Origin of the sequence: Streptomyces sp. NPDC101166, from assembly GCF_044768125.1 — a bacterium.
Classification (GTDB): Bacteria; Actinomycetota; Actinomycetes; order Streptomycetales; family Streptomycetaceae; genus Streptomyces.
Genome location: NZ_JBIWPF010000009.1, coordinates 132,861 through 147,921 on the forward strand (window position 1 = coordinate 132,861; position 15,061 = coordinate 147,921).

Below are 15,061 nucleotides of genomic sequence, written 5' to 3' on the forward strand. Positions count from 1 at the left end.
CCGTACCGCGCGCCCGCGCGCATTCACGTCTGCGCACTGAGCGCCCGCTTCACGATCGCCTGCAACTCCTCGGTGACGGTCCCGCTCGTGATCACCTGGTAGAGGATCACCGCGAAAGCCACCGCCGCGACGATGCCCATCGCGTACTCGGACGTCACCATTCCCTCGTCCCCGCGTACCGCGCGCACCCTGCGCACCCTGCGCACCAGGGCACGAAACCGCGCCCGTACCGCCTTGCTCATCTCAACCCCCGTGAGGCTCGTTCCTGTTGTTCACTTGCTGTGTCGCTCTGTCGTTGAGCTGTGTCGTCGAGTTGGGCCGCGTTGGCTCCACTCGCCGCCGAGTGCCGCCGTGCCGTCTGCCATCGACTGCCAGCGACTGCCGCTGACGACGACCGCCGACCGGCGTTCCACCGGCTCCGCCGGTCGTCCGTCACCCGCTTGTCATGGCCCACCTCCCCCCAGCGCCCCGCCCGCCAGGCCGATCACGACGGGCGCGATGCCCACGGCGATGAAGGCGGGCAGGAAGCACAGCCCCACCGGCGCCGTGACCATGACGGCCGCCCGCCGGGCCCGTGCGGTGCCGGCACGAGCCCAGTCGGCGCGGGCGTCGGCAGCGATGCGGGCGACCGGCACTGCCGCCGGGAGGCCCGACTCGTCGGCCCGCTCCAACAGCCGGGCCAGGGCGAGCGCGCCCGGAGCGGAGGCCAACCTCCGCCAGGCAGTGGCGGGTTCGCCTCCGAGTCTCACCTCGGCCGCACCGCGCGCCAGCCCTTCCCCCACCGGGCCGCCCAGTGCTTCCCCCACCGCCTGAGCCGCGATCACCGGCCCCGCGCCGGCCGCGATGCAGGCCGCCAATAGATCGGCGGCAAGCGGAAGTTGTCTGGCAGCGACCCGCGCCTCGGCCACACTCACGGAACCGGTCGCCTGCTGCCGACGCCGCCAGCGCCACAGACCGACCGCGCCGATCAGCCCGAGAAGCAGCCCACCGACGCCTCCGACCACCACCCACCCCGCCGCCACCACCGCGGCCAAAGGGAGTCGGCGCCGCACGGCCTCCCCCACTCCACGGCGTGTGGTCGCCCGCGCCGTCGGCAGAGCGAGCAGGACGGCCAGCCGCTGCCGCGCCCTCCGCTCCCGCCGCACGGTGTCGAGCCATCGCGCCTGCCACGCCAGCACAAGCCCGATGCACGAGGCGGCCCCCACCACTGCCCCCAGCCTGTGGACAACTTCCTGACCCATCGCTCTGCCTTCCTCTCGTCGACCCCGTCCGGCTCACCCCGACACCCCCGCGCTCCTGCTCTCACACCGCCTCCGCGTCCGGCCCCCTTCCCTCGCCTCACACCGCCTCCGCGTCCGGCCCCCTTCCCTCGCCTCGCACCTCCTCCGCGCCCGGCACCCGCCCCTCGCCTCACACCTCCTCCGCGCCCCGCACGATCCGCATCGCCCACCACATCCCCACGCCCTCCAACACCCCGCCGATGAGCAGGCACCCCAGCCCCGCCCCCGTGTGCAGCAGGACGCGTAACGGGTCGGCGCCGAGCGCGGTGCCCAGCAGGAGGCCCAGTACCGGCAGGCCGGCCAGCATCACCGCCGTCGAGCGGGCGCCCGCCAACTGCGCTCGCAGATCAGCCCGTTGGTCCCGCTCCGCACGCAGCGCCGCCTCGAGGCGGTCCAGTCCGCAGGCGAGGCCCGCTCCCTGGTCCACGGCCACCCGCCAGCACGCCGCGAGCCCCAGCAAGCCGTCGGCCCCCGGTTGCCGCGCCGCGACGGAGAGCGCGGCGGGCACGTCGCCGCCGAAGCGTGCCGCCGCCACCACTGCCGCCTGCACCGCACCCAGGCCATCCGAGTCGCGGGCGGCCCGCTGCAAGGCCTCACCCGGCTGTCGTCCCGCGCGCACCTCCCCCGCGAGCGCCGCGCACAGCGCGATCACGGCGTCCGCCCGCCCCTCCCCGGCTCGCCGCGCCTCGCGGGCCCGGCACAGCCGGCGCAGGAGGGGCACCCCCACCGCCCCCGCGACGACCGGCAGGACCGAGCCGCCCAGCACGGCCACCACCACGGCGACGACCAGCGCCCACCACTCCGGCCGCCACCGCCCGCGCACCCGGCGCAGCTCACCGGCCACTTCGCGCCAGGACTTCGGCCCGACCACCCCGCCCCCGGCCAGCATCAACTGCGCCCTCCTGGCCGCCGGATACGGCCCTCCCCACAGGCAGATCGCCGCCCCGACACAAGCCAGGGCCGCGGCCACCGGCGTCTCACGCACCACGCTCACCCGACCCGTCCTCCCCCTCGCCCGGCCTCTCCCACTCGCCCCGCAACAGCTCCCGCAGCCGCTCCCAGCCCCGTTCGTACGCGAAGGCCTCCCCCCGCCGGCGCAGCGCCGGCACGGTCCGCACCAGCCCCGAAGAGTCCCGCTCCAGCACGTGCACCTCGGCGATCCGCCGCCGTCCGGCCGGGTCGCGCACGAGATGCAGGACCACGGACAGCGCGGCCGCCACCTGGCTGTGCAGCGCGGCCCGGTCGAGCCCGGCCGCCGTGCCGAGCGCTTCCAGCCGGGCCGGCACATCCGCGGCGGCGTTGGCGTGAACCGTCCCGCAGCCGCCCTCGTGACCCGTGTTCAGGGCGGCCAGCAGGTCCACGACCTCACGTCCCCGGACCTCGCCCACCACCAGCCGGTCGGGCCGCATCCGCAGGGCCTGCCGGACGAGGTCCTCGAGTGTGACGAGCCCGGCTCCCTCCTGGTTGGCGGGCCTGGTCTCGAGCCGGACGACGTGCGGGTGATCGGGGCGCAGCTCCGCCGAGTCCTCCGCGAGCACGATCCGCTCCTTCGGCCCGACCAGTCCCAGCAGGGCGCTGAGCAAGGTCGTCTTGCCGCTGCCGGTGCCTCCACTGATGAGGAACGACAGCCGTGCCCGCAGCATGGCCCGCAGCACCTCGTCCCCGCCCGGCGGCACCGTGCCGGCGGCCACCAGCTCCTCGAGCGTGAACGCCCGGGGCCGTACCACCCGCAGCGAGAGGCAGGTGCAGGCGACGGCGACCGGGGGCAGCACCGCGTGCAGCCGTGTCCCGTCGGGCAGTCGCGCGTCGACCCAGGGCCGGGCGTCGTCCAGACGCCGTCCGGCCACCGCTGCCAGCCGCTGCGCGAGGCGTCGCACGGCCGCCGCGTCCGGGAAGGAGACGTCGCTGAGCTCCAGGCCGCCGCCACGGTCGACCCAGACCCGGTCCGGGGCCGACACCAGGACGTCCGTCACCGACGGATCGGTCAGCAGGGGCTCCAGCGGTCCGCTGCCCACCAGCTCGGACCGCAGCCGCTCGGCCGTACCCAGGATCTCCGCGTCTCCGAGGACCCGCCCCTGCTCCCGCAGGGCCTGCGCGACGCGCGCGGGCGTCGGTTCGGCGCCGCTCTCCGCGAGCCACTGCCGTACGCCGTCCAGCAGCGTTCCAGTGCCCTTCGGCCGTTCGAGTCCGGGAGCCGTGCTCATACGCCACCCGCTTCGGTCAGCGCCCGCTCCCAGAACTCCTTGCAGAAGCGCGCCAGGGGCCCTCGCGCGGCGGCTCCGGGTGGTGCTTTCCCGCCGTCCGGACGCAACAGGGTCGACTCGACGGGCACCTCGCCGGCAAGCGGCAGGTTCAGCAGCCGGGCCACCTCGCGGTCGTCGAGTCCGGGGGCGTAGGGGCCGCGCACGGCCACCCTCAGGTCGCGCAGGACCATGCCGACGGCGGAGGCCACCCGGCCGGCCGCCGCGACGGCTCGCAGTTCCGCGGGGACCACGAGGAGTCCGACGTCGAGCTGAGCGAGGGCCTCGGCGACGCCGTCGTCCACGCGGCGCGGCAGGTCGACCACGACCGTGCCGCCCCGGCGGCGGGCCGCCGCGAGCACCGCGCGCACGGCCTGGGGCGGGATGGCCACGCAGTCGCCGCGATCCCAGCTGAGCACCCGCAGGTGGTGCAGCCTCGGGAGCGACTCCTCCAGGGCTCCGCCGCCGACCCGCCCTCGTGAGGCGGCGAACGCCGGCCAGCGCAGGCCTTCGGCGGTCTCGCCGCCGAGGAGTACGTCGAGTCCGCCGCCCAGCGGATCGGCGTCCACGAGGAGGGTGCGCACGCCCTCACGCGCGGAGGTCACGGCGAGCGCGCAGGCGAGCGTGGACGCTCCGGCCCCGCCGCGGCCGCCGACGACACCGACGGTGAGGGCGGGCCGGCCGACGCCTTCGGCGACGTCGGCGATCCGGTCGACCAGCCACTGTTCGCCGTCGGGGAGCACCAGGACGTGGTCAGCGCCGATCTCGACGGCCCTGCGCCACACCCCGGAGTCGTCCTGATCGCGGCCGACGAGGACCACCCCGCGCCTGCGGGCGGCCCCGCTCACCCGCCGCGCGGCGTCGTCCCCGACCAGGACGAGCGGCGCGGACTCCCAGCCACCCCGTTGCCCCGGCACCGACGGGTGCACCTCGGGTGTGGCGCCGGCAGCGGCGCACAGCCGCAGCAGGTCGTCCAGGAGCACCGCGTCCTCGGTGACGATGAGCGGCCTGCCCTGCCGCCCTCCGGCGGTGGGCGTCGATTCGTGCGTGACGGCTCCGGCCATGCTGCATCCCCCTTCGTTGCGGGGCGCGCGGTCCCAGCGGCCCCTCTTCATTGCGGGGCGCGCGGTCTCAGCGGCCCCTCGATTCCCCTGCGTTGGCGGAGAACCGGCATCCGGTCCCCCTATGAACGGCCGACGGAAACCGGCCTATGCGTGCGGCAAACGGAACCGGTCGTGAACTCGGCCCGAGCGAACGCATGGGAATCACGGTGCAGCGAAGCCGGAAAACGTGTGGATCTTGGTGGAAAACTGTGGACGTGCGGGGCGTTGTGAATATCGCCGTCACTCATACCGGTGACCGGCGAGTCAGTCCCTGTACGACTTCCGCAGAGGAGTCCGATACTTACGCACGGTGACGGATATCGCGCATGCGAAAGGGGCGGCCGGAGCCGCCCCGGTCCGGCACGTCGGCCGCGCGAAGAACGAGAAAACCCACCCGGACATGCGACGACCCCCGCCGGGGGGGAGAGCGGGGGTCGTCTCCACGGCCGACTCGGGGGGGGAGGAGCCGGACCGGGTTAGCACGGTCGCGAACGATCCGTGACTTCCATGGTGTACCCGAGAGGCCTCTCAGGCAAACCCACACGCCCACCTTACGCCGAATGGGCTGCCCCTATGCTCTGGGGTGTGGAAAACCACTCCTTGCCCCGCACAGCGGCCTTCTTTGACCTGGACAAGACGGTCATTGCGAAGTCGAGCACGCTCACCTTCAGCAAGTCCTTCTACCAAGGAGGACTGATCAACCGCAGGGCGGCCTTGCGTACCGCATACGCCCAGTTCGTCTTCCTCGTGGGCGGTATGGACCACGACCAGATGGAACGGACGCGCGAGTACCTGTCGGCGCTCGTGCGCGGCTGGAACGTCCAGCAGGTGAAGGAGATCGTGGCCGAGACCCTCCACGATCTGATCGATCCGCTCATCTACGACGAGGCGGCTTCCCTCATCGAGGAGCACCACACCTCTGGCCACGATGTCGTGATCGTGTCCACGTCGGGCGCCGAGGTGGTGGAGCCGATCGGCGAGCTGCTCGGCGCCGACCGCGTGGTGGCCACCCGCATGGTCGTGGGCGAGGACGGCTGCTTCACCGGTGAGGTGGAGTACTACGCGTACGGCCCGACCAAGGCGGAGGCCGTCAAGGAACTGGCCGAGTCCGAGGGCTACGACCTCTCCCGCTGCTACGCCTACAGCGACTCGGCGACCGATCTGCCGATGCTGGAGGCGGTAGGCCACCCGCACGCCGTCAACCCGGACCGGGCCCTGCGCCGCGAGGCCGTCTCACGCGGGTGGCCGATCCTCGACTTCCACCGTCCGGTGCGGCTTAAGCAGCGCATTCCGTCGCTCTCGGTCCCGCCGCGCCCGGTGCTGGTCGCCGCGGCGGCCATAGGGGCCGCGGCCGCCACCGCCGGCCTGGTCTGGTACGCAAGCCGGCGCCGGGCCGCGACCGTCTGAGGCATTCGGACACACGAAGACGCGACGACCTCAACGGCGTCGGCGGACTCCCGTCCAGCGCCCGTTTGCCGCCTGTTTGAGAGTAAAAGTAAAGAACTGCAGCTGGGGGTTCCGCTTACCGGGGTCCTGGAGTACAAAGGACTCAACGGCCCGCGAGACCAAGGACATCCGAAAGGATCACCTTAAACAACGCATTTGGCCCCACGGACCGGAAGCATGAGCACTGGGCACCCACGCGACGTCGACCCGTCGATTACGGGCCAGCCGCACCAGGTGACGGGCGAAGTTCCCGACCTGATGGGCAACATATCGAGGACGCCTGGTAACCCGGTGAGCATGCCAGCGGCGGTACGAATCCTCGTACCGCCGCACCCCTTTTGTGGCCCCTCGCAAGGGGCCTTTTCCCATTCCGCTACGCCGCTCCGCGCTGGAGCGCCTCGCACACCGCGGTCGACTCGCGGGCGCCGAGCTCGATCGCGCGCCCACAGTGGGTGATCCAGGCCGCCATACCCTCCGGAGTCCCCGAGACGTAGCCCTCGAGGGCCGCCAGATACGCGGCCCGACCGAGCTCGGCGTGCCCCACCTCGGCGGGGCAGACCGACTTGGGGTCGAGGCCGCTGCCGATGAGGACGACCCGTTCGGCCGCGCGCGCGACGAGGCCGTTGCGGGAGACGAAGGGGCGCAGCGCCAGGAGCTCGCCGTGGACCACGGCGGCCGTCACCAGCGCGGGCGCGGAGCTGCCCGCCACGATCAACTGCGCCAGTCCGTCCAGGCGTCCGGTGACCTCGTCCGCGGTCGGCAGTTCCAGCTCGATCAACGGCTCGTCGACGGGCTCGCCCGCCTGCCGCGGCCGGCCGACCGCGTCACCCTCGTCCGCGGCGGCCACCAGGTGCAGCCGCGCGAGCACGCGCAGGGGTGACTGCCGCCAGATCGACAGCAGTTGCCCGGCCTCGGCGGTCAGCCGCAGAGCCGCTCCCACGGCGAGCGCCTGATCGTCGGCGCCGAAGTCGCTGCGCCTGCGGACCTCCTCCAAGGCCCAGTCCGCACCGGAAAGCGCCGCCGAGCCGCGGGCTCCGCGCAGAGCGGCCTCGGAGGTGACCGCAGTGCTGCGGCGGCGCATGACACGGTGCCCGTAGACCCGGTCCACGGCCTTGCGCACGGATTCCACGGACTCCGCCACCCCGGGAAGCGAACCAAGGGCCGCGAGCGGATCGGCGGACGCGCCTGTCGTACTCATGGGTACGACCCTACGCAACCGGGGTGGGCATCCCACGAAGGAGTGGTCTTCTTCACGCCTCTCTGCCACGTACAGCTATCACGGCACTACGCTTGGTGAACATGAAAATTGCTTTCGTCGGGAAGGGCGGCAGCGGCAAGACCACCCTGTCGTCCCTGTTCATCCGGTCCCTCGCGGCGACGGGCGCCCCCGTGCTCGCCTTCGACGCGGACATCAACCAGCACCTCGGGACCGCTCTCGGACTCGACGACGCGGAAGCCGCCGCACTGCCCGCGATGGGCGACCGGCTCCCGCTGATCAAGGAATACCTGCGGGGCTCCAATCCCCGCATCGCCTCCCCCGAGACGATGATCAAGACAACGCCGCCCGGCGCGGGCTCCCGGCTGCTGCGGGTCCTCGAGAGCAATCCGGTCTACGACACCTGCGCCAAGACGGTGGAACTCGACGGCGGGGCCGTCCGTTTGATGGTCACGGGCCGCTTCTCGGACGCCGACCTGGGAGTCGCCTGCTACCACTCCAAGACGGGAGCGGTGGAGCTGTGCCTGAACCACCTCGTGGACGGACCCGACGAGTACGTCGTGGTCGACATGACGGCAGGCTCTGACTCCTTCGCCTCCGGCCTGTTCACCCGTTTCGACATCACGTTCCTCGTCGCCGAGCCGACCCGGAGGGGGGTTTCCGTCTACCGCCAGTACAAGGACTACGCCCGCGACTTCGGCGTCGAGCTGAGGGTCGTCGGCAACAAGGTTCAGGGGCAGGACGACCTCGACTTCCTCCGCGCCGAGGTCGGGGACGACCTGCTCGTGACGGTCGGTCATTCGGACTGGGTGCGCGCCATGGAGAAGGGCCGACCGCCGCGGTTCGACCTCCTGGAGGACGCCAACCGCCACGCGCTGGGCCTGTTGCGGACCGTCGTCGACTCGGCGTACGAGCGTCGTGACATGGAGCGTTACATGCGCCAGATGGTGCACTTCCATGTGAAGAACGCCCAGTCGTGGGGGAACGAGCGCACGGGGGTCGACCTGACCACGCAGGTCGACCCCGACTTCGTCCTCGGCGAGAGCGTCACCGCGCCCGCGTGACGACCTGAAACCGCGTGTGCCGTGACACGGGGCGTGCCCACCACACCCGCGCCCCACCTGCCGCCGCACTAACGTCCCTGACCCCCGCCGGAGGGCTGCCGGCCGGCTGCGGGGACGCCGGGCGCGCCCTTCGGAGCGGGGACGAGCGCGCCGGAGAGGAAGGAGGCCCATCCCTGTTTCGGGGCCTCGCCGACATCGAGGGTGCGCAGTCTGGCCAGGACCTGCGGGTCCTGGGCGTCCAGCCAGTCGGCGAGCTGACGGAAGGACACGCAGCGCACCTCTTCCTTGGTGCAGACGCTTTCCACGACCTCCTCGACGGCGCGCATGTAGGCACCGCCGTTCCAGGACTCGAAGTGGTTGCCGATGATCAGCGGCGCCCGGTTGCCGTCGTAGGCGCGCCGGAAGCCCCCGAGCAGGCCGTCCCGCATCTGGTCTCCCCAGTACTCGTGCTTGCCGGGGTCTCCCTGGGTCGTGGCGCCGGACTGGTTCACCATGAAGTTGTAGTCCATGGTGAGCTGTTCGTAGGAGTGGCCGGGGAAGGGCACGAGCTGCATGGACAGGTCCCACAGGCCCTCCTTCCTCCCGGGCCAGACCTGGTTGTTGACGCCACTGGTGTCGTAGCGGAAGCCCAGGTCACGCGCCGCCGCCATGAAGTTCTCCCGGCCTTCCAGGCAGGGGGTGCGGGCGCCGACGAGTTCCTTGTCGTAGTCGAAGGGCAGCGGTTCGGCCTCCGTCAGCCCGGTGTTGGTCTTCCAGGACTTCACGAACTGCTTGGCCTGGGCGATCTCGGCCTTCCACTCCTTGACCGACCACTCGCCGACGCCGCCGCCCTTGCCGCAGAAGTGGCCGTTGAAGTGGGTGCCGATCTCGTTGCCCTCGAGCCAGGCGAGACGCAGTTGCTCCACGGTGTCGGCGACACCCTGCTCGTCGTTGAAGCCGATGTCGGAGCGGCCCGGGGAGTGCTGAGGCGGTTTGTAGAGGTCCCGCCGGTCCTCCGGCAGCAGGTACACGCCGCTGAGGAAGTACGTCATCGTGGCGTTGTTGTCCTTGGACACCTTGCGGAAGTGGGAGAACAGCCGCTGGCTGTCCTCACCGGCGCCGTCCCAGGAGAAGACGACGAACTGCGGGGGTCTCTGCCCCGGCTTCAGGCGTTCCGGGCGAGGCTGGTGCGGCTGGTCCCCCGTGTACGCGGTCGAGCCGTCGCCGATCAGGCGGAACGCGCTCTGGGGGGCCGGCGCCGGCTTCGCCCTCTGTGGGCCCGGGGCCCCCTCGCCGGAACCGTGCACGGCGCGGGATCCCGTTGTGCAGCCGGCGAGCGACGCGGCGACGGCCGCGGCGGCCAAGGCGCCTGCGGCGATCCTCTGGGTGGCGGCCATCTCCGCCCACCTTCTTCCTTCTCTCGGGCAACGCCGGGGAGGGCGTTCTCGGGTGGCGTGCCGGGACGAGCCGACAGCGCCGCCAAGGTCGCACGGGACCGAGAAGGAGTTAGTACGACAAGCCGATAAAAGGTTCACGTCACCCTTAGGGGTGATCCATTGACCTGTTTGCCCGGAAAATCCATGCTTGGCCTTTACTCTGCATTACGATCTGTTTACTGAGCGTTGATTTCATCCCGCCGCTGCACGCCGTGACCCACGGCCGCGACCGCTCCCGTCGTCGACGGGGGCACACCTTGTTCCGCGACCGCGCTGCCCCGGAGGAGACGGGAACCATGTCAGCCTGCGTCCCCACCCGCACACCCGACCCGACGCACACCGAGCGCGTCCACCCACCTCACAGCCCTCCGCCGCCCCGGCGCCGGCGCTTCCGCATCGAGGGCGCCGACGTGTCCGCATCGATCGCCGTCTTCCTGATCGCCCTGCCGTTGTCCCTCGGCATCGCCCTCGCCACCGGCGCGCCCCTGCAGGCCGGCCTCGTCGCCGCCGCCGTCGGCGGAATCGTGGCCGGGCGCCTCGGCGGCTCCCCACTCCAGGTCAGCGGCCCCGCCGCCGGACTGACCGTGGTCACCGCCGACCTCATCCACCGCTACGGCTGGCGGACGACCTGCGCCATCACGGTTCTCGCCGGGCTGGCCCAACTCGGCCTCGGCTGCCTGCGGGTGGCACGCAGTGCGCTCGCCGTCAGCCCCGCCATCGTGCACGGCATGCTCGCCGGCATCGGCGTCACCATCGCCGTCGCCCAACTGCACATCGTTCTCGGCGGCAACCCGCAGAGCTCCGTCCTCGACAACCTGCGTGCGCTGCCCGCCCAGTTGACCGCCCTCCGGCCGGCCGCCGTCGCCGTGAGCCTGCTGACCCTGGCTCTGCTGCTGCTCTGGCCCCGTCTGCCCGGCAGAGCGGGGCGAGTGCTGCGAACCGTCCCCGCGGCACTCGTCGCCGTCGCCGGCGCCACCGCGACCGCCGCCCTCGCCGGACTGACCCAGCCCAGAGTCGAGCTGCCCTCCTGGCACAGCCACGCCCTGGCCGGGCTGCCCGAAGGACCTGTGCTCGGGCTCGCCGCCGCCGTGCTGACCACCACCCTGGTGTGCAGTGTGCAGTCACTGCTCGGCGCGGTCGCCGTGGACAAGCTGATCGCCTCCCGCCCCGGGCTGCCGGCCCGCGTCGGCCGCTCCGACCTGGACCGGGAACTCCTCGGGCAGGGCGCCGCCAACATCGTCTCCGGCTCGCTCGGCGGACTGCCCATCGCGGGTGTGGCCGTGCGGAGTTCGGCGAATGTGCGATCCGGCGCCGTCAGCCGGAACTCCACGATGCTGCACGGCGTTCTCGTAGTAGTCGCCGCGCTGCTGATGGTCCCGCTCCTGGAGCTCATCCCGCTCGCCTCGCTCGCCGCCCTGGTGATGGCCGTCGGCATCCAGATGGTGTCCCTGCACCACATTCGCACGGTGACGCGCCACCGAGAGGTGCTGGTGTACGCCGTCACCACCCTCGGCGTGGTGGTCATGGGCGTGCTGGAGGGTGTGGCGATCGGCATCGCCATGGCCGTCGCCGTCTCCCTGCACCGCCTCACCCGCACCCGCATCACGCACGACGAGAAGGAAGGAGTCCATCACGTACATGTCCGCGGACAGTTGACGTTCCTGGCGGTCCCGCGCCTCAGCCGCGTTCTGCACCAGGTGCCCCAAGGCATCCATGTCGTGGTCGAGTTGGACGGCTCCTTCATGGACCACGCGGCATACGAGTCACTGCAGGACTGGCAGAAGACGCACACCGCGCAGGGCGGCACCGTCGAGCTGACCGGCCGCCGCGCCACCACAGGCACCGGCCACCCGTACTCCGAGTCCACGTCCACCGAGCCGCTGCCCCTCGCCCCGACGGGTGCCCCTGCCTCGACCCCGGCCTCGGCCCTCCCTCCTACCACCACGTCCCAGCCCTACGCCGCGCCCAGCACGATCGCCGACTGTCGCTGTCGCCCCTGGACCCCTTGGCGCAACCACCAGTGCGAGGGCCCGGCATCCGCACCGCGGCCGGACAGCCCCTCAGCTCCTTCGGCCCTCCCTCCGGAAACCAGCGGCACGGATGCCGCGCCCACCTCCTCCCACGGATCTCCCGAACCCGCCTCACCCCTCGAACCTTCCGAACCCTTCAAGACACCCGAGCCCACCGAGCCCGCCAGATCCACGGTTTCCACCGACCACACCGACACCGCCGAGGCGCCAGACACCGCCCACGCGCTCTCCCTGTCCGGTGCCCCCGTCGCCTCCTTCAGCTCCGCTTCCCCCGGGGTGGAGCCAAGCGGGCGGCAACTGGTCCGTGGGATCAGCGCGTTCCAGCGCAACACCGCGCCGCTGGTGCGGGGCGAGTTGGCGCGGCTGGCCAGAGAGGGACAGCAGCCGTCCCAGCTGTTCCTCACCTGTGCCGACTCACGGGTGGTCACCTCGATGATCACTTCCAGTGGTCCCGGTGACCTGTTCGTGGTGCGCAACGTGGGCAACCTCGTGCCGCTACCCGGTGCGGAGAGCGGGGACGACTCGGTGGCGGCCGCCATCGAGTACGCGGTGGACGTGCTGGAGGTGCGGTCCATCACGGTGTGCGGGCACTCGGGATGCGGTGCGATGCAGGCGCTGCTGAACGCCGAGCCCGGCAGGGTCCGGACTCCGCTCAAGCGGTGGCTTCGGCACGGTCTGCCGAGTCTGGAGCGGCTGGCCGACGACGGCCGTCCCTGGGCGCGGCTGGCCGGGCGGGCGCCCGCCGACGCGGTCGAGCAGCTCTGTCTGAGCAACGTGGTGCAGCAGTTGGAGCACCTGCGCGCCCATGAGTCGGTGGCCCGGGCCCTGCGGGACGGGGCGCTGGAGCTGCACGGGATGTACTTCCATGTCGGCGAGGCCCAGGCGTATCTCCTCGACGGGACCGAGGAGGAGAGCGGCGGGGTGTTCGCGCACGTGGGGGTGCCGGAGGGGTCGGCCTGAGAGTGGCGACACAGCGCGACCTCGCGTCGAGCGGGGTCGCGCACCGGTGTCGTCACCGCAGGTCGGGCAAGGGCGGCGCACTTTTGCGGGGCAGACGCCGGCCGGGCACTGAACTCCGCCCCGCCGGCGTCCGTGGAAAGGAGTGGAAGGGGCCGACGGCGGTGAGCCGAGAGGTGGCCAACAGGTCTATACCAATTCTCCGGCAGCTCTTGTCACCGGGCCCCCGGGTCTGATGAGCTGTGGCCTGGGACACAACGGACACCCTTCGAAAGGGAGATGTCGTGAGCAACGAAAGCCTGGCCAACCTGCTCCGGGAAGAGCGCCGGTTCGCGCCCCCCGCCGAGCTGGCCGCGAACGCCAACGTCACGGCGGAGGCGTACGAACAGGCCAAGGCTGACAGGCTCGGCTTCTGGGCCGAGCAGGCACGCCGGCTGACCTGGGCCAAGGAGCCGACGGAGACGCTGGACTGGTCGAACCCGCCGTTCGCGAAATGGTTCAAGGACGGCGAACTCAACGTCGCGTACAACTGCGTCGACCGGCATGTGGAGGCCGGACACGGCGATCGGGTCGCCATCCACTTCGAGGGTGAGCCCGGCGACAGCCGCGCCCTCACCTACGCCGAACTGAAGGACGAGGTCTCCAAGGCCGCCAACGCCCTCCTGGAGCTGGGCGTCCGCAAGGGCGACCGGGTCGCGATCTACATGCCGATGATCCCGGAGACGGCGATCGCGATGCTGGCGTCCGCCCGTATCGGCGCGGCGCACTCCGTCGTGTTCGGCGGCTTCTCCGCGGACGCGCTGGCCACCCGGATCAAGGACGCCGACGCGAAGATCGTCATCACCTCCGACGGCGGTTACCGGCGCGGCAAGCCGTCCGCGCTGAAGCCGGCCGTGGACGAGGCGGTCGCCAAGGTCGACAACGTGGAGCATGTGCTCGTCGTCCGCCGGACCGGCCAGGACGTCGCGTGGACGGACAGCCGTGACGTGTGGTGGCACGAGGTCGTGGAGCGGCAGTCGGCCGACCACACGCCCGAGGCGTTCGAGGCCGAGCACCCGCTGTTCATCCTCTACACCTCCGGAACGACGGGGAAGCCGAAGGGCATCCTGCATACCTCCGGCGGCTACCTCACCCAGACCGCGTACACCCACCACGCCGTCTTCGACCTCAAGCCGGAGACCGACGTGTACTGGTGCACCGCCGACGTCGGCTGGGTCACCGGACACTCGTACATCGTCTACGGGCCGCTGGCGAACGGCGCGACGCAGGTCATGTACGAGGGCACGCCCGACACCCCGCACCAGGGCAGGTTCTGGGAGATCGTGCAGAAGTACGGGGTGACAATCCTCTACACGGCGCCGACCGCGATCCGCACCTTCATGAAGTGGGGCGACGACATCCCCGCGAAGTTCGACCTGTCCAGCCTGCGCGTTCTGGGCTCCGTCGGGGAGCCGATCAACCCCGAGGCCTGGATCTGGTACCGCAAGCACATCGGCGGGGACCGCACGCCGGTCGTCGACACCTGGTGGCAGACCGAGACAGGCGCGATGATGATCTCGCCGCTGCCCGGCGTGACGGCGACCAAGCCCGGTTCCGCGCAGACGCCGCTGCCCGGCATCTCGGCGACCGTCGTCGACGACGAGGCGAACGAGGTGCCCGACGGCGGGGGCGGCTATCTGGTCCTCACCGAGCCGTGGCCGTCGATGCTGCGCACCATCTGGGGCGACGACCAGCGCTTCCTCGACACGTACTGGTCGCGTTTCGAGGACCGGTACTTCGCCGGCGACGGTGCGAAGAAGGACGACGACGGCGACATCTGGCTGCTGGGCCGGGTCGACGACGTCATGCTCGTGTCCGGCCACAACATCTCCACCACGGAGGTCGAGTCGGCGCTCGTGTCACACCCCTCGGTCGCCGAGGCGGCCGTGGTCGGCGCAGCGGACGAGACGACCGGGCAGGCGATCGTCGCCTTCGTCATCCTGCGCGGCTCGGCCTCGGAGACGGAGAGCCTCGTGGACGAGTTGCGCAACCACGTGGGCGCCACGCTGGGCCCGATCGCCAAGCCGAAGCGGATCCTGCCGGTGGCGGAGCTGCCGAAGACCCGCTCCGGCAAGATCATGCGCCGACTGCTGCGGGATGTCGCCGAGAACCGCCAGCTCGGCGATGTGACCACGCTGACGGATTCGACGGTCATGGATCTCATCCAGGCCAAGCTGCCGGCGGCGCCGAGCGAGGACTGAGCACCGCGGCCCAGCACGGCAGGGGCGCCCGGCGACAGAGCAAGCGCGCCGGGCGCCCCTTTCGCGCCTA

11 protein-coding genes are annotated in these 15,061 nt (G+C 71.6%); 4 read left to right on the plus strand and 7 right to left on the minus strand.

The genetic code is table 11. The features are described 5' to 3' along the window. Positions 1-23: 23 nt before the first annotated feature. From ACIRS4_RS17955 to ssd, 5 genes are all read right to left on the minus strand, one after another. Positions 24-242, minus strand: a complete 219-nt coding sequence (locus ACIRS4_RS17955; protein WP_404196418.1) for a DUF4244 domain-containing protein — start codon at positions 240-242, stop codon at positions 24-26. Positions 243-443: 201 nt separating this feature from the next. After that, positions 444-1,241 (minus strand): type II secretion system F family protein, encoded by a 798-nt coding sequence (locus tag ACIRS4_RS17960; protein ID WP_404196420.1) that lies wholly within the window; start codon positions 1,239-1,241, stop codon positions 444-446. 169 nt (positions 1,242-1,410) lie between these two features. Continuing rightward, complete coding sequence (locus ACIRS4_RS17965) at positions 1,411-2,274, minus strand: type II secretion system F family protein (RefSeq protein ID WP_404196422.1); 864 nt, start codon at positions 2,272-2,274, stop codon at positions 1,411-1,413. Next, a complete protein-coding gene (locus tag ACIRS4_RS17970) occupies positions 2,258-3,484 on the minus strand; it encodes a TadA family conjugal transfer-associated ATPase (protein ID WP_404196424.1) in 1,227 nt (408 codons plus the stop codon). The genes ACIRS4_RS17965 and ACIRS4_RS17970 overlap by 17 nt, the downstream gene beginning before the upstream one ends. Continuing rightward, positions 3,481-4,584, minus strand: coding sequence for a septum site-determining protein Ssd (ssd, locus tag ACIRS4_RS17975; protein WP_404196426.1), 1,104 nt, complete (start codon positions 4,582-4,584; stop codon positions 3,481-3,483). Before ssd ends, ACIRS4_RS17970 begins: the two co-directional genes overlap by 4 nt. 612 nt (positions 4,585-5,196) lie before the next feature. Here ssd and ACIRS4_RS17980 point away from each other — a divergent pair. After that, positions 5,197-6,030, plus strand: a complete 834-nt coding sequence (locus tag ACIRS4_RS17980; protein WP_404196428.1) for an HAD family hydrolase — start codon at positions 5,197-5,199, stop codon at positions 6,028-6,030. Between the two features lie 412 nt (positions 6,031-6,442). On the opposite strand, the gene ACIRS4_RS17985 is transcribed toward ACIRS4_RS17980, so the two are convergent. After that, the gene (locus ACIRS4_RS17985; protein WP_404196431.1) at positions 6,443-7,267 is read right to left on the minus strand and encodes an oxidoreductase; all 825 of its coding nucleotides are present in this window, start codon (positions 7,265-7,267) and stop codon (positions 6,443-6,445) included. A gap of 101 nt (positions 7,268-7,368) precedes the next feature. On the opposite strand from ACIRS4_RS17985, the gene ACIRS4_RS17990 reads away from it, so the two are divergent. Further along, positions 7,369-8,349, plus strand: coding sequence for an ATP-binding protein (locus ACIRS4_RS17990; protein ID WP_404196433.1), 981 nt, complete (start codon positions 7,369-7,371; stop codon positions 8,347-8,349). A 68-nt stretch (positions 8,350-8,417) separates the two neighbouring features. On the opposite strand, the gene ACIRS4_RS17995 is transcribed toward ACIRS4_RS17990, so the two are convergent. After that, entirely contained in the window at positions 8,418-9,725 is a 1,308-nt protein-coding gene (locus ACIRS4_RS17995; protein WP_404196435.1) for a hypothetical protein, read from the minus strand. Positions 9,726-10,060: 335 nt separating this feature from the next. Between ACIRS4_RS17995 and ACIRS4_RS18000 the strand changes: the two genes are divergently transcribed. Together ACIRS4_RS18000 and acs are read left to right on the plus strand one after the other, a co-directional pair. Further along, the gene (locus ACIRS4_RS18000) at positions 10,061-12,754 is read left to right on the plus strand and encodes a SulP family inorganic anion transporter (protein ID WP_404196438.1); all 2,694 of its coding nucleotides are present in this window, start codon (positions 10,061-10,063) and stop codon (positions 12,752-12,754) included. A 281-nt stretch (positions 12,755-13,035) separates the two neighbouring features. Then, a complete protein-coding gene (gene acs / locus ACIRS4_RS18005; RefSeq protein ID WP_404196441.1) occupies positions 13,036-14,991 on the plus strand; it encodes an acetate--CoA ligase in 1,956 nt (651 codons plus the stop codon). The last annotated feature ends 70 nt before the right edge of the window (positions 14,992-15,061 follow it).